The organism is Frankia casuarinae (genome assembly GCF_000013345.1).
GTDB classification, from domain to species: domain Bacteria; phylum Actinomycetota; class Actinomycetes; order Frankiales; family Frankiaceae; genus Frankia; species Frankia casuarinae.
Window position 1 is genome coordinate 2,790,332 of record NC_007777.1, and the last position, 24,045, is coordinate 2,814,376.

Below are 24,045 nucleotides of genomic sequence, written 5' to 3' on the forward strand. Positions count from 1 at the left end.
TGTTCGTGAGGGTGCAGGACGCAATCAATGTCGAGGACTTCCGGGAACTGGCGCGCCGCAGGCTTCCCCGGGCGGTTTTCGACGCCATGGAGGGCGGCGCCGGCGACGAGGTGTCGCTCAGGCGTAACCGCACGGCGTTCGACCGCATCGAGTTCCGCCCGCGGCCGCTCGCCGACGTCGCCACACGAGACCTCTCGACTACCGTGTTCGGCGAGCGGCTGTCGATGCCGATCATGCTGGCGCCCACGGGCGCGGGCCGCCTCGCGCGCTCGTCCGCGGAGATCGCTGTGGCGAGGGCCGCGGCGCGGGCGGACATCGTGTACATGCAGAGCACCGTGGCAGCCTTCCCGCTCGAGGATGTCGCCGCGCGCTCGACCGGCACGCTGTGGTATCAGCTCTACCTGCCCCCCAACCGCGCCGAGGTCGGGAACCTCGTCCGGCGGATCGCGGCGGCGGGTTACCGGGCCCTGGCCATCACCATCGACACGCCGGTCCTGGGCAACCGTGAACGCGACACCCGCAACAAGCTCATGAGTCGGCCGCCGCATCCCAAGATGCTGCTGCAGGGGGCCAGCAAGCCGGCGTGGGCGACCGATTTCATCCGCGGCAAATTCGACTTCATGCGCAAATTCGACTTCATGCGCAAATTCGACTTCATGCGCGGCCAATTCGGCGCCGGCTGTCCCGGCGGCCCGTCCCGGCTAAGCCTCAACCAGACCCGAGCGACAATCAAATCGTCGTCGGACTGCGTCACCTGGGAGGACGTCGAGCGGATCCGGTCGTTGTGGGAAGGCCCGTTGCTCCTCAAGGGCCTGATGCGCGGGGACGAGTGCGACCGGCTCGTCGAGCTGGGCGTCGACGGTGTCGTGGTCTCGAACCATGGCGGGCGGCAGTTGGACGGCGTCCCCGCGACCATCGATATTCTGCCGGAGGTGGTTGACGCGGCGGCGCGCAGACTCACGGTGTTCCTCGACGGAGGTGTCCGGCGAGGCAACGACGTGGTCAAGGCGCTGGCCCTCGGCGCCGCAGGGGTCTTCGTGGGTCGGCCCTACCTGTACGGCCTCGCCGCGGGCGGCGAGGCCGGTGTCCTACGGATGATTGAACTGCTGCGCGTGGAATTCGACCACGCGATGGCACTGCTCGGCGCCGCGACCGTGGCGGACCTCGACCGCAGCCTCGTCTCGGGCGCACGTATCCCCAGCACCCTCTCACCGTCGACGCGATAGGCCATGCCTGTCGACGGCCGAGTCGGGCTACTTGGCGACCTTCCGTCACCGCCTGCTACCTTAACGGCATGCTCTCCGTGTCGTGGCAGGGACCCGGCACCGCCGGTCTCCGGACAGCCGTCAGCGAACGTTCGTATGCCAGAGGTGTGCACTACGCCCAGCAGAGCGCGGTCACGAGGATCGACTGGGACCCCGACGAGAACACCCTCCAGGGCCGGGTGCGTGGAAGCGGCGGCGAGGTCTACGCGACGAACGCGCAGTTCTCGGGTGACGGTCCGTCCTCTTGGACGTTCCAGTACGGCTCGTGCACCTGCCCGGTGGGCGCCGACTGCAAGCACGTCGTGGCGCTGGTGCTGACGGCCACGACAGGCGCGACGGCCACGGCGAGCGCGGCAACGGGTGCGGCGGCCCCCGGCCCATCGGCGCGGCGGTCCGGGTCCTCCCCGCGGTCGGCTCGGCCCCGGCCGGCTCAGCCGCGGCCGTCCCGGTCGGCTGCCTGGACCGAGGACCTGGGAGAGCTGCTGGGTTCCTCGCCCGCCGTCGGCGGCGGCCATGGCGGGGCCGCCGGGACGACGCCGTTGGCCGTCGAGCTGAGCTTCACGGCGGATCCGCCGGCCCACGGCGGCGGGTCCGAGCTGGGCCTGCGGGTCACGGCCCGGCTGGTGCAGCCGGGCCGGAACGGCTGGGTCAACGCCATCGGGTGGGACGCCCTCAACGCGGCGTACCAGACCCGCGAGTACCAACAGCCGCAGGTACGGCTGCTGCAGGAGTTCTTCGCCGTGTACCGGGCCCATGAGGAGCGGTATGGGTACTCGTACTACTCCTCCTACTCTTCCGGCGGCGCGAAACGACTCGATCTCTGCGCGTTCGAAAGCCGGCAGCTCTGGTCGATGCTCGACGAGGCCGAGGCGGTCGGCCTCCGGTTCGTGCATGCCCGCAAGAAGCTCGGCGACGTGAGCCGGTACGGTTCCGCGGAACTGTGCCTGAACGTCACCCAGGACGAGAGCACGCAGTCGCTGGTCGTGGCTCCCCTGCTCCACCTCGGCGGGACGGCGACGGACGCCGCCGTGTTCTCGTTCATCGGCCGCGACGGCCACGGCGTCGTGTACGTCGACCGGGCGGAGGTCCTGACCTCCGACGACCATCGGGACTGGCACGTCCGGCTCGCGCGGCTCGCCCAGCCGGTGCCGCCACGGCTGCAGCGGATGGCGGTCGGGAACCGGAGCCTGCGGGTGCCCCGCAGCGAGGAGTCCCGCTTCCGCGCGGAGTTCTACCCGCGCCTGCGGCGCCTGGCCCCCGTGGTGTCCAGCGACGGTTCCTTCGAGCCGCCGGAGGTGCCGCCGCCGGCCCTGGTGCTGCACGCCTCCTACGGCGATGACCACGAACTCGACCTCAGCTGGGGATGGGCCTACGAGGTCGGCGGCGAGCGGATCCACGTGCCGCTGTACGCGACGGAGCCGGACGGCACCGAACCGGACGGCACGATGCTGCCCGCCGCGACGCCTCCCGCCGCGGAACCGGACGGGTTACGGGATCCGCGCCAGGAGCAGGACGCGTTGCGGGACGTGCTGGCGGCGCTGGATCTGCCCTCCGGCACGGCCGCCCTGCTCGCCGGTGACCAGGGTTCCGGTCTGCGGCCACGGGTGCGGCTGCGCGGCGTCGACACGATGCGCGCGACGACGGAGCTGCTCCCGTTGCTGGCGGACCGGCCCGGGGTGGCCGTCGAGGTCAGCGGTGACCCCGCGGCCTACCGGGAGGCCGGCGACTCGCTGCTCATCGGCCTGTCCACCGACGATGTGGTGGGCGAGACCGACTGGTTCGATCTCGGGGTCACCGTCACCGTGGAGGGCCGGCAGGTGCCGTTCACGGACGTCTTCCTGGCGCTGAGTCAGGGGCAGTCGCACCTGCTCCTCGCCGACGGCGCCTACTTCAGCCTGCAGAAGCCCGAGCTGCAGTCGTTGCGGCGACTGATCGAGGAGGCGCGGGCACTACAGGACTCACCCGGCGGCCCGCTGCGGATCAGTCGGTTCCAGGTCGGGCTGTGGGAGGAGCTCGCCGGGCTCGGTGTGGTCGAGCGCCAGGCGCGGTCGTGGCGCCAGCAGGTGACGGGGCTGCTGGAGCTGGGTGCCGAGGGCCAGCTCGAACAGGAGCCGCCGGCGACGCTCGCGGCGACGTTGCGCTCCTACCAGCTCGACGGTTTCCGGTGGCTGGCGTTCCTCTGGAAGTACCGGCTGGGCGGGGTGCTCGCCGACGACATGGGCCTGGGAAAGACGCTGCAGACGCTGGCGCTGGTCTGCCACGCCCGGCAGGCCGATCCCGAGCTCGCGCCGTTCCTCGTCGTCGCGCCGACGAGCGTCGTGTCGAACTGGGCCGCGGAGGCGGCCCGGTTCGCGCCCGGGCTGCGAACGGTGGCGATCCGCGACACGCAGCGGCGGCGTGGCGAGGCCCTCGACGAGGCGGTGTCGGGCGCCGACCTGGTGATCACCTCGTACACGCTCTTCCGCCTCGAGCACGAGGAGTACGCGAGCCTGGCCTGGTCGGGCCTGATCCTCGACGAGGCCCAGATGATCAAGAATCACCAGGCGAAGGCCTACCGGTGCGCCCGGCTGCTGCCGGCGCCGTTCAAACTGGCCGTCACCGGGACCCCGATGGAGAACAACCTGATGGAGCTGTGGTCGCTGCTGTCGGTGGCCGCGCCCGGCCTGTTCCCGAACCCGATCCGCTTCCGCGACTACTACGCCCGGCCGGTCGAGAAGCAGAACGACGTCGAGCTGCTCGCCCAGCTCCGACGGCGGATCAGGCCGCTGATGATGCGCCGCACCAAGGAACAGGTGGCGCCCGAGCTCCCGCCAAAGCAGGAACAGGTCCTGGAGGTGGACCTGCACCCGCGGCACCGCAGGCTCTACCAGACCTATCTGCAACGGGAACGGCAGAAGGTACTGGGCCTGGTCGACGACATGAACCGCAACCGCTTCACGATCCTGCGCTCGCTGACCCTGCTGCGCCAGCTCAGCCTGCACGCCGGCCTGGTGGACGACCACCACGCAGACCTGCCGTGCGCCAAGATCGACGCTCTGTTCGAGCAGCTCACCGACGTCGTCGACAGTGGTCACCGGGCCCTGGTCTTCAGCCAGTTCACCGGATTTCTCGGCAAGGTACGCGAACGGTTGTCCGCCCTCGGTGTGGAGCACTGCTACCTCGACGGCCGGACCCGCGACCGGTCCACCGTGCTCGAGCGGTTCAAGACGGGGTCGGCCCCGGTTTTTCTCGTCAGCCTGAAAGCCGGCGGGTTCGGCCTGAACCTGACCGAGGCGGACTACTGTTTCCTGCTCGATCCGTGGTGGAATCCCGCGACCGAGGAACAGGCGGTGGACCGGACGCACCGCATCGGGCAGTCCCGCAACGTCATGGTCTACCGCCTCGTCGCCCGGGACACGATCGAGGAGAAGGTGATGGCGATGAAGGACCGGAAGGCACGGCTGTTCTCCAGCGTCATGGACGACGGTGACGTGTTCAGCTCGACGCTCGACGCCGACGACATCCGCGAGCTGTTCGCCTGACGCCCCCGGACCGCCTCTGCCTCGTGGCCGGTGGCCTGACGGGCGCGGGCGGGTTCACCCGGTTCCACCGATGGGCGCCCATCGGGGCCTGTGGCCGGGCCGTCGACCGGCAGTTAGGCGAGGTCAGGGCGTCGGCGCCTGTCAGGGTGACGACGTCGGGTTCCACACACCGGGGCGGACCTCTACGGTGATGCCTCGTGCGGGTCATCTGGGCGGCGTTGGCCGCGATCGTCGTGTCCGTCGGGGTACTGACCGGCTGCAACGCGTCCCCCGCGGCGGACGCGGCCGCGGGGGACGCGGCCGCGGGGGGGACATCGGTGAGCACGTCGGCGGTGCCGATCGCGGCCGCCGGGGAGTGCGGAGGCAGGGTGACCGACCTCGCCGGGGTCGAGAAGCTCCTCTCCGAACCGGTCGGCTGCCCGGGCGGCACGAACAGCTTCTGGCACGGCGAACTCGGCGACGCGTGGACACCACCGCGGTTCGTCCCCTACCGGGACGGCCAGGTTCCGCAGGACGCCTGCGGCGCGCAGGTGAACGATCCCAAGCAGTTCGCGGACAACGCACTGTACTGCCAGCTCGACGACACCGTCGCCTACAGCGTCGACTTCATGACGGAGCTGTTCCAGGCGGGTGGAGCGTCCTACCCGCTGTTTGTGATCATGCACGAGCTGGGCCATCGGGGCGCCCGGATCGGCGGGACGATCGGCGTGGTGTCGCGCGCGGAGGAGAACCAGGCCGACTGCTTCGCCGGCCGCCAGGCCAAGAGCGCGCACGACGCCAAGCGCATCGCGTTCACCGACGCGCTGCAGGGCGCGCTGCTGTTCTACAGCATCGGCGACACCCGCGACAGTGGCTGGTTCGACCAGGAGGCGGCCTCCGCCCCGGGCGCCCACGGCACCCCCCGTCAACGCGCCCAGGCCTTCTCCTTCGGCTACCTGCGCGACAGCGACACCTGCCACCGGCTCGGCCAGTCCGAGAGCGGAAGCGTGCCGCTGTTCTGACCCAGCTACGCCAGTAGCGGGGTGATGTTGGCCGGCTGAGGCTGCCACCAGGGCGTGACCGGCACCTCGCCGCCGCCCTCGACCGGCTCGACGCCCTGCCCGCCGCCACCTGACAGCTGGCCGCCGAGCCCCCGCGCACCCGTCGCACCACCCCACCCCGACCTCACAGCCACCCCCACACCCCGGAAAGGACCCCGGCCCGCCCGGAGCAACATTCGGGCTCTCGGCGTACCCGAAACCGGCCGGGAAGCCCTCCCCACCGATTTCGATCACGAAACCGACCGGCAAACAATCACCATCACGCTACTGGCGGATTTGGGTCTGACCCCGGCGCCGCACCGGTCAAATCCATCGAATTATCTGGTCACGATCCGTTCCCCGGTCACGTCGCACCGACCGAGACGGCCAGCGCCGGACGGACCGGGGCGGGCAGCCATCCCGCTCCGGGCCGGTTCGGCACCTGACGCCAGCCCAGGCCGGGCACGAGCAGGGCCAGCTCTCCGGAGGGACGCCGGGCCAGCGGGATCCGCTCCTCCCAGCGTGCCGCACCGGCTCCCGTCGGCACGGTGAACCCGACGACGAGCTCGTCGGGCAGCGTCGCACCGGCGATGCCGAGCTCGTCCGGTCCGAGCGGGGTGCCGGTCGTCACCGTGAAGGTGTGCGTGATCCCGGGAGCGTCCGCGGGCCCGGCGTTCGCGGGCCCGAATTGGACGGTTCTGGTCGTGGCACCCAACCGGATGTATAGGGTGCCACCGGAGCCACCAGCACCACCGGGATCGCGCGCCGTCACCTGGACGCGGACGCGGTTGCCGGCGACTTGGCGCAGCGCGGTGAAGGACCCGAAGTAGCTCGCGGGCGCGGCCGGGTCGACGATCTCGTCGGGACGCAGCCGGTAGACCGCCCGGCCCGGCATCCGGTCGGGCAGGGTGGCCGTGCCGGCACCGATGTCGGCGGCGTACACCACCGGCCCGGCGAGGTCCGGGGTGTTCCGCAGCATCTGGTACGGCACCTGGGTGTAACGGCTCGGGACGCCGGGCGTCACGACGACCACCGCCGGGGCCGGGTAGCGGTCCGGCAGCAGGGCGTCGAGGAACGCGTTGCGGTCGTTCACCCATCGCTGGCCGGCGACCTTGTCCGGGATCGCGTCCACAGTGAGGAGGATCAGGCCCGCGGCGGCGAGGACCGCGATGACGGGTCTGCGCAGACCTGATCCGCGCAGAACGGGTCGCCGCGGGACGGGTCGGGCCGGCGGAGAGCCGGTGCCGGGCCACGGGGAGAACCACCGTTCGCTCATGGACCACACCCGGCGGGCGCCGTCGGCGGCGAGAATCATGATCGGGGCGAACGCGGCCAGATGGTAGTGCGGACCGAGACCGTTGAGCAGGCCCGGCATCGCGAACGCCGAACCCCACCAGAAGAAGTAGCCGCCACCGACGGCGGCGACGATGACGACCAGCAGGACGCGCTCGGGACGGCGGTGCGCCCGCAGCGCGCCGAAGATCGCGAGTACGAGGACCGCGACGCCCCCGAACACCCAGCTCGGGGCCGCCACGACGGTGCCGTGCAGGGCCTCGAGGGCGAGCCGGCGGGTGAACAGGAACGTCGGCTCCGAGGGCAGGATGCGACGCGGCCCGAAACCGAAGCGGTCCAGCGGATCGGAGGCCGACAGCGGCGCCCGGAGCGCAGAACCGGTCACCCGCCGGCAGTACGCCAGGAGCACGACAACGAACGGCGCCAGGCCGGCGAGTGCCCAGGCGGTCCGGTGCGCCACGGCACGCATGAACCGACCACCCGCGGACCGGCCACCCGCGGACCGCCACAGCCGCGCCAGCACGAACACCACGACGGGAACGGCGACGATCACCGCGTCGAAGGGCCGCAGGAGCAGGACGAATCCCAGGCCTGCCCCGCCGCCGATGAGCGACAGCCGCGCCCCGGTCCGGCCGCCACGCAGCAGCGCCGCGCACGCCAGGGTCAGCGTCGCGGCTCCGCACGCGTAGGCGAGGGGCAGCGAGGTGTGTACCAGGACGAGCGGGGACAGCGCGACGAACACCGCCGCCGTGACCGCGGTGACCGCGTCGTCGAAGAGCTCGCGGGCCAGCCGGTACGTCCCGGCCACCCAGCCGGCCGCCACCAGGGCCGGGGCGACGGCCATGGTGGCGAACAACGCCTGGGACGCGGCGAGCAGCGCCGGCCACCCGGGAAGGTACTTGGTGAACACCCGCCCGTCGTGCTCCCCGGTCAGCCAGGGCCGGAAGAACGGCTCGACGGTGTTCGCGTCCAGGGTGAGGCGGCCGTCGAGCAGCATGCGCGCCTGCAGGACGTAGGCCGCCTCGTCCGCGTCACCCGAGCCGTGCCGGTACAGCGTCGCCTGCAGGACCAGGCTGACGACAAACGAACACCCGCAGATGGCCGCGACGATCAGCGCCGGCGTGCGGCCCGACCGGCGGGCCCGGCGGCGGGCCGCCGTCGACCCGCCGTCCATCTGATGGACCGGCTTCGACGCACACCGACACGGCATAACAGACAACGGCATAACAGACATAAGCGTAGACAGCCGGTAACTGGCCATGACTGCCGGGTACCAGGTCAAAGGGTTCCGGTCACCGGGTTCCGGTCACCGGCGGGTCCCGACGTTGACAGCGGGTCAGCGCGGCCCGGTGCCGGGCGGGACGGCGTCCCCCCAGGAGGCCCGCCGGGCCCAGCGGTAGGCCTCCTTCTCGCTGCGGGAAACGACCACGTCACGCTGCCGCGGCATGACCACGTCACCCTGCCGCGGCGCCTCGCAGACCGTCAGGCGGACATGGCCCGAGCGGGCCCGCGGCACGCGCAGCACCCGACCGGCGGCGTGCGCGGGCGGCCGGCGCGACGCGACGAGGTAGGAGTACTTCTCGTCCTCGTACCCGAGCGCACCGTCCTTCATCGCCCGGTGCAGTGCGCTGCGCTCGACCCGCCGGCCGAAGTGGCACCAGTCCCCCGCCGTCATCGGGCAGTCGTCGTCGGCGGGGCAGGGCGCGGTGATGGTCGCGCCGGTCTCGACGAGCGCCGAGCGCGCGGCGCGGATCCGCGCGAAGCCGGCCGGGGTTCCCGCGTCGATGATGACCAACTCCGCCGCGGTGGCCCGCCACCACGCGGCCACGGCTGCGGCCCGGTCGCCGTCGGCGAGCTCGCCCAGCACATAGGCCGCCACTGTCAGGTCGGCCCGGTCCGCGCCGTCGCCGGGCGGGGTGAGCACGGACGTGCGCTGCCAGGTCGCGGTGCCCAGCGCCGGCGCGCCACCGCGGCGGGCCAGCCGGCGACCGACGTCGATCATCAGCGCGGACCGCTCGACCAGGACGGCCCGGGTCACGCCGGGGAAGACCGCCAGCGCGGCCCAGGTCGCCGTCCCGGGACCCGCGCCCAGGTCGAGGACGGACCCGGGCCGCCAGTCCGGGCGGCGCAGCGCCACCTCACCGAGAACCGCGCGGGTGACCGCCAGCGTCGCGGGCAGTCGGGCGGCGAGGTAGGCCTGGACGTGATCCGCCGTCAGCTCGCCGTCACCCGGTGTGGCGGTGTTCGCGCGATACCGGTCGGACAACTCCCGGTAGGCGCGGGACATCGCCCGCGCCGGCGGGGTCCCCACGGACGCGCCCGTCTCGGCCGCGGCCGCGGCGAGCAGACCGGCCACCACACCCTCGTGTCCCTCGTGTCCCTCGCGTCCCTCGCGTCCCTCGCGTCCCGACCCGTACCGCACGGTCGAAGCGTAGCCGCGGTGCCACGGCCCCGAACGAAATACGCTGACGCGAATCCCGCCCGGGGTGCCGCCGGTGCCCGTGGTGGGGGTCACGTCCAGGTCGACACGTCCAGGTCGACAACGTTGACCGACGAGCCAGCCGGCGGGGCAAGCCGACGGGTCAGAGCGAGGGCCCCGCGGTGGCCGCGGGAACCAGCCCGGCCGAGACGGTGTCGATGACGGCGGCCTGCTGGTCCGACAGATAGAAATGGCCACCGGGAAAGACCTTCAGCGTGAACGCACCGGTCGTGTGCGCCCGCCATTGTTCGGCCTCGGCCACGGTGGCCTTGGCGTCGGAATCCCCGACCAGCACGGTAATCGCCGTACCGATCACCGCGTCCGACGGGGCAGAATACGTTTCGATCGCCCGGTAGTCCGCCCGGGTGGGCGGCAGGATCAGCTTCAGTATTTCGGGATCGGCGAGGATGCGCGGGTCGGTTCCACCAAGCGCACGGATTTCCCGCAGAAAACCCTCGTCGTCCAGGAGATGCACGGATTCGGCGCGGGAGGCCGACGGGGCTCTGCGGCCGGATGCGAACAGCACGAACGGCACCGGGCCGCCCGCCGCCTCCAGCCGGCGGGTCACCTCGAAGGCGACGGTCGACCCCATACTGTGACCGAAGAACGCCAGCGGGCGGTCGGTGAGGGGACGCAGCACGTCGGCAATGCGGTCCGCGAGGGGTTCGATGGCCGTCTCGGGCCTCTCCGTCCGCCGGTCCTGGCGGCCCGGATACTGCACCGAACGCACCTCGGCGACCGGCGACAATGCCCTGGATAGCGGAACGTAGAAGCTTGCCGCGCCGCCCGCATGGGGAAAACAGACAAGCCGCGGGGCGCTCGCCGACGCCGGATGGAAACGCCTCAGCCACAGATCGACGTCACTGGACACGGCCACCGCCGCGGTCGGATACTCGCATGATGATAGTACACCGCTCTCGTGATGGAATCGAATTATCCGGGGAATCCCTCAGTCTCCAGCTTAGGCGATGCAAGGGTTCCCGGGGCTCTTTTCCGCTCGGCGTTCGACTCGGCGTTCGACACATCACCTCCGGCAACAGGACCACTAGGTGGCGGGCGGCCCGGTGTGGGAAACGGGAAAGTGTGGCGGGTTAGCAATGGCGGAGACTGTGGACCGTGACTAACCCTCTACAGTTCGGGCGCCGGGCGCCGGGGCGCCGGGGCGTGGCGGGTCGTCGACGGCCGCGGCCCGCATGCGGTCCACCACCAGTGTGGCGATCGCGGCGGCGACCGAAACGAGACCTCCGATGTAGAACCCGGCGCGGGCGCCACGGTGCTCGGTGAGCCAGCCGACGAACAGGGCACCTAGCGGCGTCGATCCCTGCAGGATCAGGGTATAGATCGCCATCACCCGGCCTCGGTACTGCGGATCGCTGCCGAGCTGGATGCGGTGGTTCGCCGCCTGAGCGAAGTAGATCGTCGCGAAGCCGGTAGGGATCAGGAGCACGGCCGCCGTGGCATAGCTGGGCGCCCAGCCGGTCACCGTCTCCAGCAGGCCGAACGCGAGCGCGGATCCGATCACCATGCCGGCCGACGGGCGGGTGCGGCGGGCGGTCGTCACGAGGGCCGCGAGCAGCGATCCGGCGGCGAGCCCGCTGGTGAGCAGCCCGAAGGCCGCCGCGTCGGCATGAAATACCGTCCTGGCGAGCAGGGGCACGGTGAGCTGGAAGTTCAGGCCGAACAGCCCGATCGTCGCGACGAGTCCAAGCACGAGCACCAGGTCCTCCCGGCCGAGCACGTACCGCAGTCCGTCGACGACGCGGGTGGAGGTCGCCCGGCGCGCGTCGCGGTGCATCTCGGCCGGGCGCATCATCCGCAGACCCACCACCGTCGCGAGGTAGCTCACGGCGTTGAACATCATGACCGGGCCGGTACCGAAGCCGCCGATCAACGGGCCGGCGACGGCCGGGCCGGCGACCCGGGCGACGTTGAAGTACGCCGCGCTCAGCGCCGACGCGTTGGGGAGGAGTTCGGCGCCGACCAGCTCGCTCACGAATGCCATCCGGGTCGGCATCTCGACGGCGTTCACGAGACCGAGGCCCAGTGCGAACAGGCAGATGTGCCACAGCCGGACCGTGCCGGTTAACACCAGCAGCGACAGCGCCAGGGCGAGCAGTCCGGAGGCCAGGTTCGCGACGGTCAGTAGCCGGCGTTTGTCGTAGCGGTCCGCGAGCCTTCCGCCGTAGAGGGTCAGCAACAGCATCGGGGTGAACTGCAGGGCGGTCACGAGGCCCAGGGCTGTTCCCGAGTCGCCGCTCAGCGAAAGGACGAGCCAGTCCTGGGCCACGACCATCATCCAGGTTCCCGTCACGGACAACACCTGGCCACCCGCGAAGAGCCGGAAATTGTAGACGGACAAGGAACGGAAGGTGCCCTTGATGATGGTCTTCTCCTCGGGACGACGAAGTCATGAGGCGAACAGCGCGCCCGGCCCCACTGCCCACATCGACAATGATGGGGCGCGCGGCCGAGACTGTCCCCGTTCTCGTGTTCTCGCCGTTGGGACTGTTCTCACCATCGGTAGCGATTCTCACTGTCGGTAGCGATTCTCACCATCGGGAGCGCTGGGAAGATTCGCCCGGTCCCCGCCCACCGTGCGAGAAGCGACACTCACGGCGGCGCGGGCCGGTCAATGGTCAGATCGCGCGGCCCGGGTTGAGGATGCCGGCCGGGTCGAAGACCTGACGGAGCCGGAGTTGCAGGTCGTGGCTGCGTGAGCCGAGCTCCGTGGCGAGCCAGCGCCGTTTGAGCACCCCGACGCCGTGCTCGCCGGTCACCGTTCCGCCCAGGTCCAGCGCGGTGGCGAAGATCTGCTCGGCGGCGTGCCAGGCACGCTCGGGGATGGCGGGGTCGGCGGGGTCGACCACGATGATGGGATGCAGGTTGCCGTCGGCGGCGTGGGCCAGAGTGAAGATGTCCACGCCGGTGGCGGCGCCGATCTCGACGATGCGCGCGGCGGCCTGCGCCATCCGGCCGCGCGGCACGGCGATGTCCTCGATGAGCACCCGGCCGAGGCGCTCCAGCGCGGGTAGCGCCGAGCGGCGCGCGGCGAGCAGCGCCTCCGCCGTGGCCTCGTCCACCGACCGCCGGACCCTCCTCGCCCGCTCGGCGAGAATGCCCTCGACGGCATCGGCCTCCTCTCCCGCGCCCGACCCGTCGGTCTGGACGAGCAGGAAGACCTCGCCGGCGGAGGCAAGGTCGCTGCCGGTGGCGGCGTCGACGGCCCGCACCGTGCGGCCGTCGAGCAGTTCGGCCACGGCCACGACGATCCCGGCGACGCCAAGCGCGGTGACGGCCTCGGCGGCCTCGGCGAAGGTGTCGAAGAAGGCCGCCAGGATGACCGTGGAGCGCGGCGCGGGCCGCAGCCGCACGGTGGCGCCGACGACCACCCCGAGAGTTCCCTCCGATCCGACGAACAACCCGGTCAGGTCGTAGCCGGCGACCCCCTTGACGGTTCGCCGCCCGGTGCTGATGCGCTCGCCGTCTGCGAGGACGACGTCCAGACCGAGCACCGACTCCCGGGTCACGCCGTACTTCGCACAGCTCAGGCCCCCGGCGTTCGTCGCGATGTTCCCGCCGATGGTGGAGATGGCCGCGCTCGCCGGATCCGGCGCGTAGCACAGGCCGACCTCGCGGGCCGCCCGATCGAGATCGGCGGTGATCACGCCAGGCTCGACGACCGCGACCGCGTCGGTAACCGACAGCTCGCGGATGCGGTTCATTCCGGACAGGTCGAGCACGACGCTGCCCGCCGAGGCCGCGGCTCCCCCGGCGAGGCCGGTACCGGCGCCGCGCACCGTCACCGCTACCCGCGCCGCGCTCGCCGCCCGCAGCACCGCCTGGACGTCGGTCACCTCGCGCGCGAACGCGACGCCGATCGGGCGGCCCGCGGGCTGCCAGCCGGACCGGTCCCACCGGTGGGCGTTGACGACGGCCGGATCGGTGCTCCACTGCCCGGCCGGCAGCGCGACCGCGAACCGCGCCGGGGTCATTGCGGACCCGTGGCGACGGGCCGGTCGGGGTCGGCCGACCAGGCCGACCAGGAACCCGGGTACAGGGCGGCGTCGATGCCGGCGACGGCGAGCGCGGCGATCTCGTGGGAGGCCGTCACTCCGGATCCGCAGTACACCCCGACCGGCCGCGCCCGCCCGCCGGCCCCGTTCCCGTCGCCGCCGACGCCGACGTCGCCGCCGCCGCCGACGCCGAGGGCCGCGAACCGGGCCCGCAGCTCGTCCCGGGGCAGGAACCGGCCACTCGCGTCGAGGTTCTCCCCCGTCGCGGCGCTCACCGCTCCCGGGATGTGGCCGGCGCGCGGGTCGATCGGTTCCACCTCGCCGCGATACCGCTCGGCCGCACGGGCGTCGAGGAGGACACCCTCGCGGGCCACCCGGGCGGCGCCGTCCGCGTCGAGCACCGGCAGCTGACCGGCGTGCAGGACGATGTCGCCGGGCGCCGAGATGATCTCGCCGGTCTCGAGCGGGAACCCGGCCTCCTGCCAGGCCGCGAGTGCCCCGTCGAGGATGCGGACGTCGGCGACGCCCGCCCAGCGCAGCAGCCACCAGGCCCGGGCGGCGGACAGCCCGCCGACCGCGTCGTAGACCACGACCGCACGCCCGGCGGTCAGCCCCCAGCGCCGGGCGGCCTGCTGGAGGTTGACGAGCTCGGGCAACGGATGCCGCCCGGCGGTCCCGCCCGGTGCGGCGGCGAGCTCGGTGTCCAGGTCGACGTAGACCGCGCCCGGCAGGTGGCCCTCGCGGTAGTGGTCGTGCCCGTGGGGGTCACCCAGGGCCCAGCGGACGTCGAGCAGCAGCGGCGGGCCGGGCGAGAGCAGCTCGTCGTGCAGACGTCTCACGTTGACGAGGACCTCCCCGAGCGCCACGCCGGCACGTGTCCTGCCGGCATCCGGGGCCACGTCGGCATAGGGGACCACGTCGGCATAGGGGACCACGCCGGCATAGGGGACCACGCCGGCAGGTGCCGAGGCCAGCAGGGCGGCGAGGTCGGCCTGGTCGAATCCGCCCGGCGGCGTGCCGGTGCGCGCCGCGGTGGCGATCCGCCGCTGCACCCCGGCGTTGACCGGTGCCGCCAGCCCGTGCAGGCGGGCCAGCAGCACGATCTCGCCGTTGAGGAAGTCCGACTCGACCGACCCGCCACGCGCCAGGCTCTGCCAGGTGGAGCTGCCCTCCCGGGAGAAGCCGGGGATCTCGTGCGGAACGAGGCCGGACAGGTCGAGCCCGTCGTCCGGACAGACGCCGGCGGTCTCCACGCCGGCCGCGGCGAACACCCGCCGCGCCTCCTCGACCAGCACGGCAGCCGCCGCGTCGCGCAGCTCGCTCGGAGCGTAGATCGCGTCGAGGTTGTAGGCCAGATTGCCCAGCAGCTTGCCGGCCTTGCGTCGGTCGATGTCCGCGACGACCGCGACGGCGAACGAGGCTCGGCGCAGGTCGGCCGCGACAGCCTCGGCGGTCGGGTCGTCAACGGCGCCGCGAGGGGCGCGGCCCAGGTAGAAGGCCGCCGCGAGCGGGGCCGCCGGGGACACGACCTCGCCGGGTCGCACGTGCGAGGAGGGGCTGAGGACGACCGCGTCGATCACCGTGGCGAACCGGCGCAACGCCGTACGGGCGTTCTCGATCCCGTTCTGAAGCAGCACGACGGGCAGCGCCTCCGCCGCCGTGCGCCGCGTGCCGTCAACGTCAACCGGCCGCCATGCCCACTGCGCGAGCAGCGCCTCGGAGTCCTGCGACTTGGTGGCGAGGACGAGCACGTCGTCACCACGCAGGTCGACCTCGTCCGGGCCGCCGACGACGTCGAGGGGGATCCGCCGCTCGTCGGGCTCACCGCCGGGCGTGGCCGGCGGTCGGATGTAGCGCAGCCCGCCCGCCCGCAGCGCCGCGAGGTTCGCGCCCCGGGCCACGACGACGACGTCGATCCCGGCGAGCCGCAGCTCCACGGCGACGGTCGCGCCGACGGCCCCGGCTCCGATGACGATGTACCTGCGACTCACCGTGCGTGCGTACCCGCGACTCACCGTGCGTGCGTACCTGCGACTCATCGTGCGTCCTTTCCTTGGGCGGCGGCGAGTGCGGCCGCGAACCGTTGCCCGGGAATCGCGCCGAGCAGCTCGCGGGTGTGGTCCTGCGTCGGCGCGGTGAGGACGTCGGCCGCCGGAGCACTCTCGACGATGCGGCCGGCGCGCAGCACCGCGACCTCGTGGGCGAGCTGGGCCACGACGGCGAGATCGTGGGAAATGAAGAAGTAGGCGACCCCGAGCTCCTGCTGCAGCCGCAGGAGCAGGGTCAGGATCTGGTCCTGCACCGACACGTCGAGCGCCGAGACGGGTTCGTCGAGGAAGACCAGCTCGGGTTCGATCGCGAGTGCCCGGGCGATCGCGACCCGCTGGCGCTGGCCGCCGGAGAGCTCGATCGGCCGGCGGCCGCGGAACGCGGCGGGCAGGGCGACCTGATCGAGCAGCTCGCGCACCCGGGCGGCGCGGCTGGCCCGGTCGCCGACGCGGAAGGAGAGCAGCGGCTCGGCGATGCTCTCCCCGACGGTGAACCGCGGGTCCAGTGAGGAGAACGGGTTCTGGTGGACAAGCTGGAACCGCCGCCGCAGCGGCCGCAGCTGCGACCAGCCGGCGGAGGTGATGTCCTGCCCGTCGAGGTGGATCCGGCCGCTGGTCGGCTTCTCCAGGCCCATCGCGATGCGCGGCGCGGTGGTCTTGCCCGACCCGGACTCGCCGAGGAGGCCCAGGGTCTGGCCCGCCCGCACCGACAGGGACACCTCGTCCAGCGCCCGGAAGACCCGCTCCCCGCCCCGGGTCCGGGGCAGCCGGAAGTCCTTCGTGATCCCCTCTAGCCGCAGCAGCTCGGGAGCCGGGGGCGCCTCGGGGAAGCGCGGGACGAGGCCGCCGGTGGACGACAACGCCGGCGCCACCTCGATGAGGTGGCGGGTGTAAGGGTCGCGCGGGGTGCGCAGGATCGACGCCGGTGCCCCGCGTTCGACGACCCGGCCGCGCCGCATCACGACGACCCGGTCGGCCTGGTCGGCCGCGACCCCGAGGTCGTGGGTGATGATGAGCAGCGAGGTGCCGGACTCGGCAACCAGGCGGCCGAGATGGTCGGGGATCCGCCGCTGCACGGTGACGTCGAGCGCGCTCGTCGGTTCGTCGGCGACGATGAGGCGCGGATGCGCGGCGATCGCGATCGCGATGAGGACCCGTTGCCGCATGCCGCCGGAGAGCTGGTTCGGGTACTGCCGGGCCCGCAGGACCGGGTTGTCGAGCCCGGCCCGGTCGAGCGCCTCGACCACCTCGGCGGAGACGAGCCGCTTGTCAACGCCGCTGCGGCGCACGGCCTCGGCCGGCTGCCCGCCGATCCGCATCGTCGGGTTGAGCCCGACCATCGGGTCCTGCGGGACCAGTCCGATCACCGTGCCGCGGATCGTCCGCAGCACCCGCTCGGACGCGCCGGTCACGCCGGTGCCCGCGACGGACAGCCCGGTGAGCTCCACGATGTTCCGGCCCGCCACGGCGTCCGCCTTCGTGCTCACCGTGCTCACGGCATTCACGCGCTCACCGTGTTCACCATGTTCACCGCTGCACCTCTTCGATCGTGCGGGCAATGTGGTTGAGGCTGAACACGACCAGCCCGACGAACAGACCCGGCAGCAGCGACAGCCAGGGGCTGGTGATGAGGAAGTTGCGCCCGTTCGAGATGAGTGTCCCCCATTCTGCCGCCGGTGGCGGGGCACCGAAGCCCAGGAAGCTGAGCGAGGAGATGACGAGCACGGCCGTCCCGAAGTCGAGGACCGCGAGCACCGCCACCGGACCCCACGAGTTGGGCAGGATGTGTTTCCACAGCACCCGACCCCAGGATGCGCCCCCGGTGCGGGCGGCCTCGACGTAGGCTTGGCCCTTGACCTGGACCACCTGGGCCCGGGTGGTCCGCGCGAACTGCGGCACGAGGGCCACCGCCACCGCGACCGCCATCGGCACCAGGCCGAACCCGAGGGCGGTGACGATCGCGAGCGCCAGCAGCAGCGGGATCGCGAGCAGAACGTCCACCACGCGCATGAGGAACACGTCGATCCAGCCGCCGAAGAATCCGGCGAGGACACCGATCGCGAGACCGACGACGACCGCGATGAGCACGGACGCCCCGGTTGCCCGGACCGTCATGGCGGAGCCGTGGATGACCCGGGTGAACAGGTCCCGGCCGAGTTCGTCGGTGCCGAACAGGTGGTGGAGGCTCGGGCCGCGCAGCTTCTCGGTGGGCGAGGTCGCGATTCCTGGCGAGGATGTTCTCGGGCATCAGTTCCTGCCTAGTTGACCCGGGGCGTCCACGCGACGCGTGGGTCGAGAAGCGAGTAGAGCAGGTCGACGAGCAGGTTGACGGTGACGAACAGGGCCGCGGCGATCAGGACGATCGCCTGCACGACAGGCACGTCCTGGCTGAGGACCGACTGCTGGGCCAGGAGCCCGATGCCGCTGCGGGAGAAGACGGTCTCGACGACCACGGCGTTCGCCACCATGTGGCCGACGAGGACGCCGAACAGGGTCAGCGCGGGCAGCACCAGGCTGCGCCACCCGTCCGTGCCCGTGGCCGGGAACCAGCCGAGGGAGAAGGCGAAGATCTGGATGAGCAGCAGCCCCACGAAGAAGGGCGGCAGCGAGATGGCGACGGCGGGCAGCCGGGGCAGCAGCGCCCGCGCCGGCCCCCACTGGAGGTAGCTGGCGAGGTAGGCGACCGTGACGCCGAGCACCGCCATGAGCACGACGGCGACCGCCGCGAGGGCGAGGGTCGTGGGCAGCTTGTCGGCGAGCAGCGCGCCGACGGTCGTGTTCTGGGTGAGCGAGAGGCCGAAGTCGAGGTGCAGCGCGTCCCAGAGGGGGCGAAAGTACTGCCCGGGCACGGGATCGTCAAGGCCGACGCGGACGCTGTCCTCGGCGATGTAGGTGACGTCGATGCCGTCGAGGTGGGCGGCGCCCTTGAAGGCGACCTTCACCGTGGTGGGGTCGACGACCGTCGTCGCCTTGTAGTTCGCCAGGTAGCTCAGGCCCAGCGTCGACTTGGCGCCGAGCGCGTGCAACCCGTCAAAGGCCGTCTTCACCGCAGCCGCGTCGAGCGTGGTGCCGTCGCTGAAGGTCACACCTTTACGCAGCGAGAACGTGTACTCGCTGGCGTCGGGGCTCACCGTCCAGCTGTTGGCCAGCCAGGGAACGATCTTCCCGGTGCTGGGATCCTGATCGGTCAGTGAGTCGGCGATGTTCCGGTCGAGGCTGCGCGTCTCTATCCAGTACACCTGGTTGGGGTCGACGCAGTTCTGGAGGTCCGACCAGAGGGCGATCTTCAGCCGCCCGCCGGGGACGGGGGTCCCGCCCGACGCCGTGCTGCCGCCGCCGTTCCCGCAGGCCGCGAGCGTGACGGTCGTGAGGACGGAGACGGCCGCTGCGGCCAGCCTTCGCGTCGTTCGGTGCCGGTGCGGGGTAGTCGGGGTAGTCGGGGTAGTCATGGTGATGGTGCTCCTGGAGGTGCTCCTGGAGGTGCTCCTGGACGAGACGACGAGGTCGGCGTCGATTCGGGTGGTGCGGGCGGGGCAGGGGACCGCACAGCGGGAGCTGCGGTGGCGAGGGTCCGGCGACCGGCGATCAGCAGCGCCGTGTCCTCCTGGGGGGGATGGACGCGGACGCAGTGCACGTCGCGCAGGTGCCGTTCGAGCGGGTTGTGCCGCGTCAGGCCGGGGTTGCCGATGGCTGCGACGGCGGTCTGCACGGCGGTGATGGCGGCCCGGGCGACGAGGGGCTTCGCGAGCACCGCACGCTCCGCGGCGTCCGGCGCGCCCTCATCGAAGCGGCGGGCCACCCCGAAGGCGACCTCCTCGGCGGCGACGAGCTGCGCCTCGATCTCCCCGGCGATCGTCTGGATCCGCTCGGTGGTGGCGATCGGCCGGCCCAGCGACGTCGGAACGCGTTCGTTCGCGAAGCGCACGAAGAACTCCTGTGCGGCCCGCGCCACCCCGACATACAGGGCGGTGGCGCCGATCGTGACGGCGGCCAGGCTCGTGTCGGCAGGCTGGGCGGAGCGGGGCACCCCCCGGAAGTTCCCGGTGGGGATCTCGACGTCGGTGTAGATCACGTCGTGGGTGCTGCTTGCCCGCAGCCCGAAGTGGTCCCAGGTGCGCACGATGCGGATTCCGGGGCTGTCAGCCGGCACGATCGCGTGTCCCAGCAACGGGTCGTCGTCCTCGGTCGCCGCCCATGCCAGGTGGTAGCTCAGGCCCTCCGAGCTCGTCGCGTAGCCTTTGTGCCCAGTCAGCACCCAACCGTCGGCGGTACGACGGATCTTCGTGGCGGGCAGTCCGCCGCGGACCGGGGCGCCCAGCTCCGGCTCGGCCCGGACGGCGTTGAGCAGGACCGGCCGGGTCAGCGAGTCGGCGATCATCGTCCGGTAAAGATCGTCGGGCCAGAAGGGATCGCGGGCCTGCCGCACGTGCTGGAAGACGGTCATCAGGGAGCGCAGCGCCGTCGGGAGCGCAGCGCCGTCGGGCCGGGCGGCGAGGACCGCGTCAACAGCAGCGACAGCAGGAGGATGCGAGGATCCCGAAGTCGACGACTCGCCGCCGCGTCAGCACGCACCGGCCGAGCGGGTCCCGCGCCCGACGGCAGGCCCCGGCCCGGGCCGTGACCAGCCCGTACGCCATGACCAGCCCATACTCGGATGCGCTCGACCTGCCGACCATGTTCCTGAGAGTGGTGCCTTTTCCAACCAATGTCCAACGCGGATTCGTGATCGAACTAATCACGAAACGTAATCAATTCGTGTTATAGTGCGCCCGTGTCCCCCGTGCTCGATGTAACGGCTTTGCGAAGTTTCGTCACCATTGCCGACTGCGGGGGCTTCCGCCGCGCCGCGCACCTGCTGTGTATCTCGCAGTCCGCCGTGAGCCAGCATGTCCGCCGGTTGGAGAAGGCGATCGGCCGCCCGCTGGTCGAGCCGGACGGTCGCGCCACCCGGTTCACTCCGGATGGTGAGCTGCTCCTGACCGCGGCCCGGCGGATCCTCGCCCTGCACGACGGCGCGCTCGAGCAGCTGGGGGTCGGCCGGCGGGAGGGCGGCGCGCCCGCGGAGCTTCGGACGATCACCGTCGGGGCGACCGAGCACGCCGCCGACCATCTGCTGCCGTTGTGGATGTCCACCCTGACCACCGGTTTTCCCGAGGCTCAGATCCGGTTCCGCCTCGACCGGGGAGCCCGGCTCACCGAGGCCCTCGACCAGGGTGCCGTCGACGTCGCCGTGCTCCTGGGAACGGCACGGGGCGCGGTGGCCCGCCCCGCCGGCTGCCTTCCCCTCGCCTGGTACGCCGCCGCCGGCTGGACTCCTCCGCCGCCGGACCGGCCGCTGCCCCTCGTGGCGATCAACGATCCCTGCACCATTCGCAGCCAGGCGTTGAGCACCCTGGCGCGGGTCGGGCGCACGGCATGGGTGGTCGGTGAGGCAGGCCATCTCGCCGGTGTGCTGCACGCCGCCCGCGCCGGGGTCGGGGTGGCTCTGCTCGCCGACGTCGGGCCGGTTCCCCCGGGGCTCGAACGGCGCCACGACCTGCCCGCCGTTGCGCCCGAACCCCTGCACGTGCGCGTGCGTCGCGGAGCGCCACCGCGGCTGGGCCAGCTGGTCGGTGACGCCGTCGAGGCCGCCCTGGCCTGAGCTCCGGCCCGGCATGACAGCGCTCCGGCCCGGCATGACAGCGGGTGGTTTCGGGCATGCCGAACATGGAGGTGGTCCGGATGACGGATGCGCTGTCGACGTTGGGCCCGCCGGCAGGCGTCACACAGCCGGACACAGTAGTGACGGATCTCCTCGAGATCCTGCGCCGGCATCTGCGGATGGACGTCGCGGGGCTGGCCCGGATCGACGGGGATCTGCTTGTCCTGCAGGTTCTCAGCGGGGACGCACGGGGGTTCAGGTTGGCGCCGGGTTCGACGATCCGCCGCGAGCATGCCCTGCTCGGGCGGGTGCTGTCCGGCGAGATACCGGAGATCGTCGCGGACACGCGCACCGATCCGCGCACCGCGGACGCGGGCGTCGTCCGCGAGTTGGGCGTCGGCGCGTACGCCGCGGCGCCGGTCGCCGACAACGACGGCGAGGTGTACGGCATAGTCGGCTGCCTCGCCCACGACGCGCTCCCCCACCCACGCGACCGCGACGTGCACTTCCTGCACCTGTTGGCGGCCTTCCTGAGCGACGCGGTCCTCGACCTGCACCGCCTGTGGGAACAGCGACGCCGCATCTGGCAGGAGGTGAGCGACCTCATCGACGCGGGCGGCCCAAAGATGATCTTCCAGCCGATCTTCAGGCTCACGGACGAGCGGATCGTCGGGGTCGAGGCGCTGTCCCGCTTCCCCCACACGACCGGCGATGCGCAGCAGTGGTACAACGACGCCGCAACCGTCGGCCTGAGCATCGAACTGGAACTCATGGCGATCCGCCACGCGCTGACCGTCCTGCCGACGCTCCCGTCCGACCTCACCCTCGCCGTCAACGCCTCGCCGTCCACCATCACCTCCGGCCTGGTCGACATCCTTCCCGACCGGGGGGCCGATCGCCTCATCGTGGAGATCACCGAGCACGAGCACATCGGCGACGACTCGGAGCTGCTGGTCGCCGTCGGCGTGCTGCGCCGCCGCGGGGTCCGCATCGCGATCGACGACGTCGGCACCGGCTACGCGGGCCTGGAACAGCTCATCCACCTGCGCCCGGAGATCATCAAACTGGATCGGGTCCTCACCCACGGGATCGACACCGATCCGGCCAGGCGCGCCATCGCGACGGGACTGGTGCAGGTCGCCGGCGAGATCGGCGGCTGCGTCATCGCCGAGGGCATCGAAACCCCGATGGAGCTCGACACGGCGATGGCGGCCGGGATCCCCTACGGCCAAGGCTACCTGCTCGGCCATCCCACCACGACCGCCGGGGCCGCCTGGGTGGAGCACTCCGCGCACCGGCCGACGGCCGCCGAACCGGAACCGGTGCCGGCCACCTCCTCCCGGCGGCTCGGCTGAGCCCGTGGCGGCTACCGGCTGGCCCCACAGCCGCAGCGCCAGCACGAGGTACCAGCCGGGGTGACGCCAAGGTGACAGTGTGGCTACCCGGCGGTTGCGCAGGCCATACGCTCACCAGCCATGACCGCGGTGGCTACGGGGGTACGGCGCCGGGCGGCGACCCCGCCGGGCCGGCTGCGCCTGCTGTCCGTGCTCGTGGTCCTCGCGCTCGTCGCACTGTGGGTTACCGCCCTCGGCGCCACGCAGACCCGCCGGCACGCGATCGACACCCTGACCAAGGACAGCGGCGCGTCCTTCATCGCCGCCCAGAGCCTGCGCGCCGAGCTCTGGGCGGCGGACGCCACGGCGGCCCGTGCCTTCCTCGCCGGCGGCGTCGAACCACCGGGGCAGCGTGCCGCCTACGCGCGCAGCATCGCCGCGGCGGGCGACCGCGTCGTCGATCTCGCCCGCGCCGGTGGTCCGCGCCAGCCCCTGGCCGTGCTCTGCGCGCAACTGCCCGTCTACACCGGCCTGGTCGAACGGGCCCGGGCGAACAACCGGCTCGGCCTCGCCGTCGGCGGGGCCTACCTGCGGCAGGCGTCCGCGCTGATGCGGGACACCATCCTGCCCGCCGCCGACGCGCTGGCCACCGCCGACGCCACCGACATCGACCACGGCTACCGGCGGGCGAGCTCCTGGCACCAGGTGTTCCTGGTCGGCGCCGTCGGCGCCGCGACGCTCGCCGGGCTCGTCGCGCTGCAGGTGCGGCTGTTCCGGCGCACCCACCGGATCCTCAATCTGCCGCTGCTCGCCGCCACGGCGCTCACCGCGATCATCCTCGGGTTGACGCTGACCGCGTTCGGCGTGGAACGTGGCCGTCTCGTCGAAAGCCGGGACCACGGGTACGTCCCGATGACGCTGACCGCGCAGGCCCGGGTGCTGGCATTACGGGCATGGGGTGACGAAAGCCTGTCGCTGGTCGCCCACGGCAACGGCGTGGAACTCGACGAGGACGCCCGCGCCGCGGCCGCCCGACTGGGCTACGACGACAGGGGGCGCCGGAGCGGGACCGGGGTTCTGCCGGCGACGGTGGCCCTGCGCGGCCCGGACGGCCCGGCCCGCGCCGCCCTGGAACCGGCCTGGCGCGGATACCAGGCGACAAGCCTGCGGGTCGGTAACCTGGTGTCCGATGTCGGCGGGTTCCAGCAGGCGGTGGCCGTGGCGCTCGGCGAGGGCACGACCTCCTTCACCCGGTTCGACGACGCCTCGGAAGCGGTGTTCACGACCAGCCGTACCCGCTTCGAAGCGCGCCTGTCCGCCGCCGGCGAGGCGCTGAACCGCCTGCCGCTCGGCGCCACCGTGGCGCTCGGGCTCGCCGCGGCCCTGGCCTTCGTCGGCATCCAGCTGAGAATCAACGACTACCGGTGAGCCG

General features: G+C 72.1%; 16 protein-coding genes and 1 pseudogene. 6 read left to right on the plus strand and 11 right to left on the minus strand.

The genetic code is table 11. The features are described from left to right. Window positions 1–5 precede the first annotated feature (5 nt). The 3 genes from FRANCCI3_RS12105 (at window position 6) to FRANCCI3_RS12115 (ending at window position 5,787) form a co-directional block, all read left to right on the plus strand. A complete protein-coding gene (locus tag FRANCCI3_RS12105; RefSeq protein ID WP_011436819.1) occupies window positions 6–1,226 on the plus strand; it encodes an alpha-hydroxy acid oxidase in 1,221 nt (406 codons plus the stop codon). A 68-nt stretch (window positions 1,227–1,294) separates the two neighbouring features. Continuing rightward, on the plus strand, window positions 1,295–4,786 hold the full coding sequence (locus FRANCCI3_RS12110) for a DEAD/DEAH box helicase (protein WP_011436820.1): 3,492 nt from the start codon (window positions 1,295–1,297) through the stop codon (window positions 4,784–4,786). Between the two features lie 197 nt (window positions 4,787–4,983). After that, the gene (locus tag FRANCCI3_RS12115) at window positions 4,984–5,787 is read left to right on the plus strand and encodes a metalloprotease (protein WP_011436821.1); all 804 of its coding nucleotides are present in this window, start codon (window positions 4,984–4,986) and stop codon (window positions 5,785–5,787) included. 5 nt (window positions 5,788–5,792) lie between these two features. On the opposite strand, the gene FRANCCI3_RS26955 is transcribed toward FRANCCI3_RS12115, so the two are convergent. The 11 genes and pseudogenes from FRANCCI3_RS26955 to FRANCCI3_RS12165 form a co-directional block, all read right to left on the minus strand. After that, entirely contained in the window at window positions 5,793–5,960 is a 168-nt protein-coding gene (locus FRANCCI3_RS26955; protein ID WP_157493410.1) for a hypothetical protein, read from the minus strand. Between the two features lie 209 nt (window positions 5,961–6,169). Further along, window positions 6,170–8,272 carry a hypothetical protein gene (locus FRANCCI3_RS12120; protein WP_023840273.1) on the minus strand — a complete coding sequence of 701 codons (2,103 nt, stop codon included), beginning with the start codon at window positions 8,270–8,272 and terminating at the stop codon, window positions 6,170–6,172. A 162-nt stretch (window positions 8,273–8,434) separates the two neighbouring features. Then, window positions 8,435–9,520, minus strand: a complete 1,086-nt coding sequence (locus FRANCCI3_RS12125; RefSeq protein ID WP_049760911.1) for a small ribosomal subunit Rsm22 family protein — start codon at window positions 9,518–9,520, stop codon at window positions 8,435–8,437. Between the two features lie 160 nt (window positions 9,521–9,680). Next, the gene (locus FRANCCI3_RS12130) at window positions 9,681–10,454 is read right to left on the minus strand and encodes a thioesterase II family protein (RefSeq protein WP_011436824.1); all 774 of its coding nucleotides are present in this window, start codon (window positions 10,452–10,454) and stop codon (window positions 9,681–9,683) included. 243 nt (window positions 10,455–10,697) lie between these two features. Continuing rightward, window positions 10,698–11,957, minus strand: a complete 1,260-nt coding sequence (locus FRANCCI3_RS12135) for an MFS transporter (protein WP_035910857.1) — start codon at window positions 11,955–11,957, stop codon at window positions 10,698–10,700. Window positions 11,958–12,213: 256 nt separating this feature from the next. Then, a complete protein-coding gene (locus FRANCCI3_RS12140) occupies window positions 12,214–13,569 on the minus strand; it encodes an FAD-binding oxidoreductase (RefSeq protein WP_011436826.1) in 1,356 nt (451 codons plus the stop codon). Then, window positions 13,566–15,629 (minus strand): rhodanese-like domain-containing protein, encoded by a 2,064-nt coding sequence (locus FRANCCI3_RS12145; RefSeq protein WP_011436827.1) that lies wholly within the window; start codon window positions 15,627–15,629, stop codon window positions 13,566–13,568. The genes FRANCCI3_RS12140 and FRANCCI3_RS12145 overlap by 4 nt, the downstream gene beginning before the upstream one ends. Next, window positions 15,626–17,143 (minus strand): ATP-binding cassette domain-containing protein, encoded by a 1,518-nt coding sequence (locus tag FRANCCI3_RS12150; RefSeq protein WP_011436828.1) that lies wholly within the window; start codon window positions 17,141–17,143, stop codon window positions 15,626–15,628. The genes FRANCCI3_RS12145 and FRANCCI3_RS12150 overlap by 4 nt, the downstream gene beginning before the upstream one ends. Before the next feature lie 22 nt (window positions 17,144–17,165). Beyond that, window positions 17,166–17,876 (minus strand): annotated as a pseudogene (locus FRANCCI3_RS12155) (ABC transporter permease); the annotation flags it as partial. A 20-nt stretch (window positions 17,877–17,896) separates the two neighbouring features. Further along, window positions 17,897–19,087, minus strand: coding sequence for an ABC transporter substrate-binding protein (locus FRANCCI3_RS28075; protein WP_011436830.1), 1,191 nt, complete (start codon window positions 19,085–19,087; stop codon window positions 17,897–17,899). After that, complete coding sequence (locus FRANCCI3_RS12165) at window positions 19,084–20,082, minus strand: acyl-CoA dehydrogenase family protein (protein WP_011436831.1); 999 nt, start codon at window positions 20,080–20,082, stop codon at window positions 19,084–19,086. The genes FRANCCI3_RS28075 and FRANCCI3_RS12165 overlap by 4 nt, the downstream gene beginning before the upstream one ends. Before the next feature lie 327 nt (window positions 20,083–20,409). Here FRANCCI3_RS12165 and FRANCCI3_RS12170 point away from each other — a divergent pair, with 327 nt between their 5' ends. The 3 genes from FRANCCI3_RS12170 to FRANCCI3_RS12180 all read left to right on the plus strand — a co-directional run bounded on the left by FRANCCI3_RS12170 (window position 20,410) and on the right by FRANCCI3_RS12180 (window position 24,041). Further along, a complete protein-coding gene (locus tag FRANCCI3_RS12170) occupies window positions 20,410–21,279 on the plus strand; it encodes a LysR family transcriptional regulator (protein WP_011436832.1) in 870 nt (289 codons plus the stop codon). A gap of 80 nt (window positions 21,280–21,359) precedes the next feature. Beyond that, entirely contained in the window at window positions 21,360–22,634 is a 1,275-nt protein-coding gene (locus tag FRANCCI3_RS12175; protein ID WP_232235112.1) for a sensor domain-containing phosphodiesterase, read from the plus strand. A 120-nt stretch (window positions 22,635–22,754) separates the two neighbouring features. After that, a complete protein-coding gene (locus tag FRANCCI3_RS12180) occupies window positions 22,755–24,041 on the plus strand; it encodes a hypothetical protein (RefSeq protein ID WP_011436834.1) in 1,287 nt (428 codons plus the stop codon). Window positions 24,042–24,045 lie beyond the last annotated feature (4 nt).

What these genes read in the sequence shown, in the direction of transcription:
- FRANCCI3_RS12110 (WP_011436820.1), top strand. Translation starts at nt 1,295, where the DNA reads ATGCTCTCCGTGTCGTGGCAGGGACCCGGCACCGCCGGTCTCCGGACA.
- FRANCCI3_RS12120 (WP_023840273.1), bottom strand. Translation starts at nt 8,272, where the DNA reads ATGGACGGCGGGTCGACGGCGGCCCGCCGCCGGGCCCGCCGGTCGGGC.
- FRANCCI3_RS12140 (WP_011436826.1), bottom strand. Translation starts at nt 13,569, where the DNA reads ATGACCCCGGCGCGGTTCGCGGTCGCGCTGCCGGCCGGGCAGTGGAGC.
- FRANCCI3_RS12145 (WP_011436827.1), bottom strand. Translation starts at nt 15,629, where the DNA reads ATGAGTCGCAGGTACGCACGCACGGTGAGTCGCGGGTACGCACGCACG.
- FRANCCI3_RS28075 (WP_011436830.1), bottom strand. Translation starts at nt 19,087, where the DNA reads ATGACTACCCCGACTACCCCGACTACCCCGCACCGGCACCGAACGACG.
- FRANCCI3_RS12165 (WP_011436831.1), bottom strand. Translation starts at nt 20,082, where the DNA reads ATGACCGTCTTCCAGCACGTGCGGCAGGCCCGCGATCCCTTCTGGCCC.
- FRANCCI3_RS12175 (WP_232235112.1), top strand. Translation starts at nt 21,360, where the DNA reads ATGACGGATGCGCTGTCGACGTTGGGCCCGCCGGCAGGCGTCACACAG.
- FRANCCI3_RS12180 (WP_011436834.1), top strand. Translation starts at nt 22,755, where the DNA reads ATGACCGCGGTGGCTACGGGGGTACGGCGCCGGGCGGCGACCCCGCCG.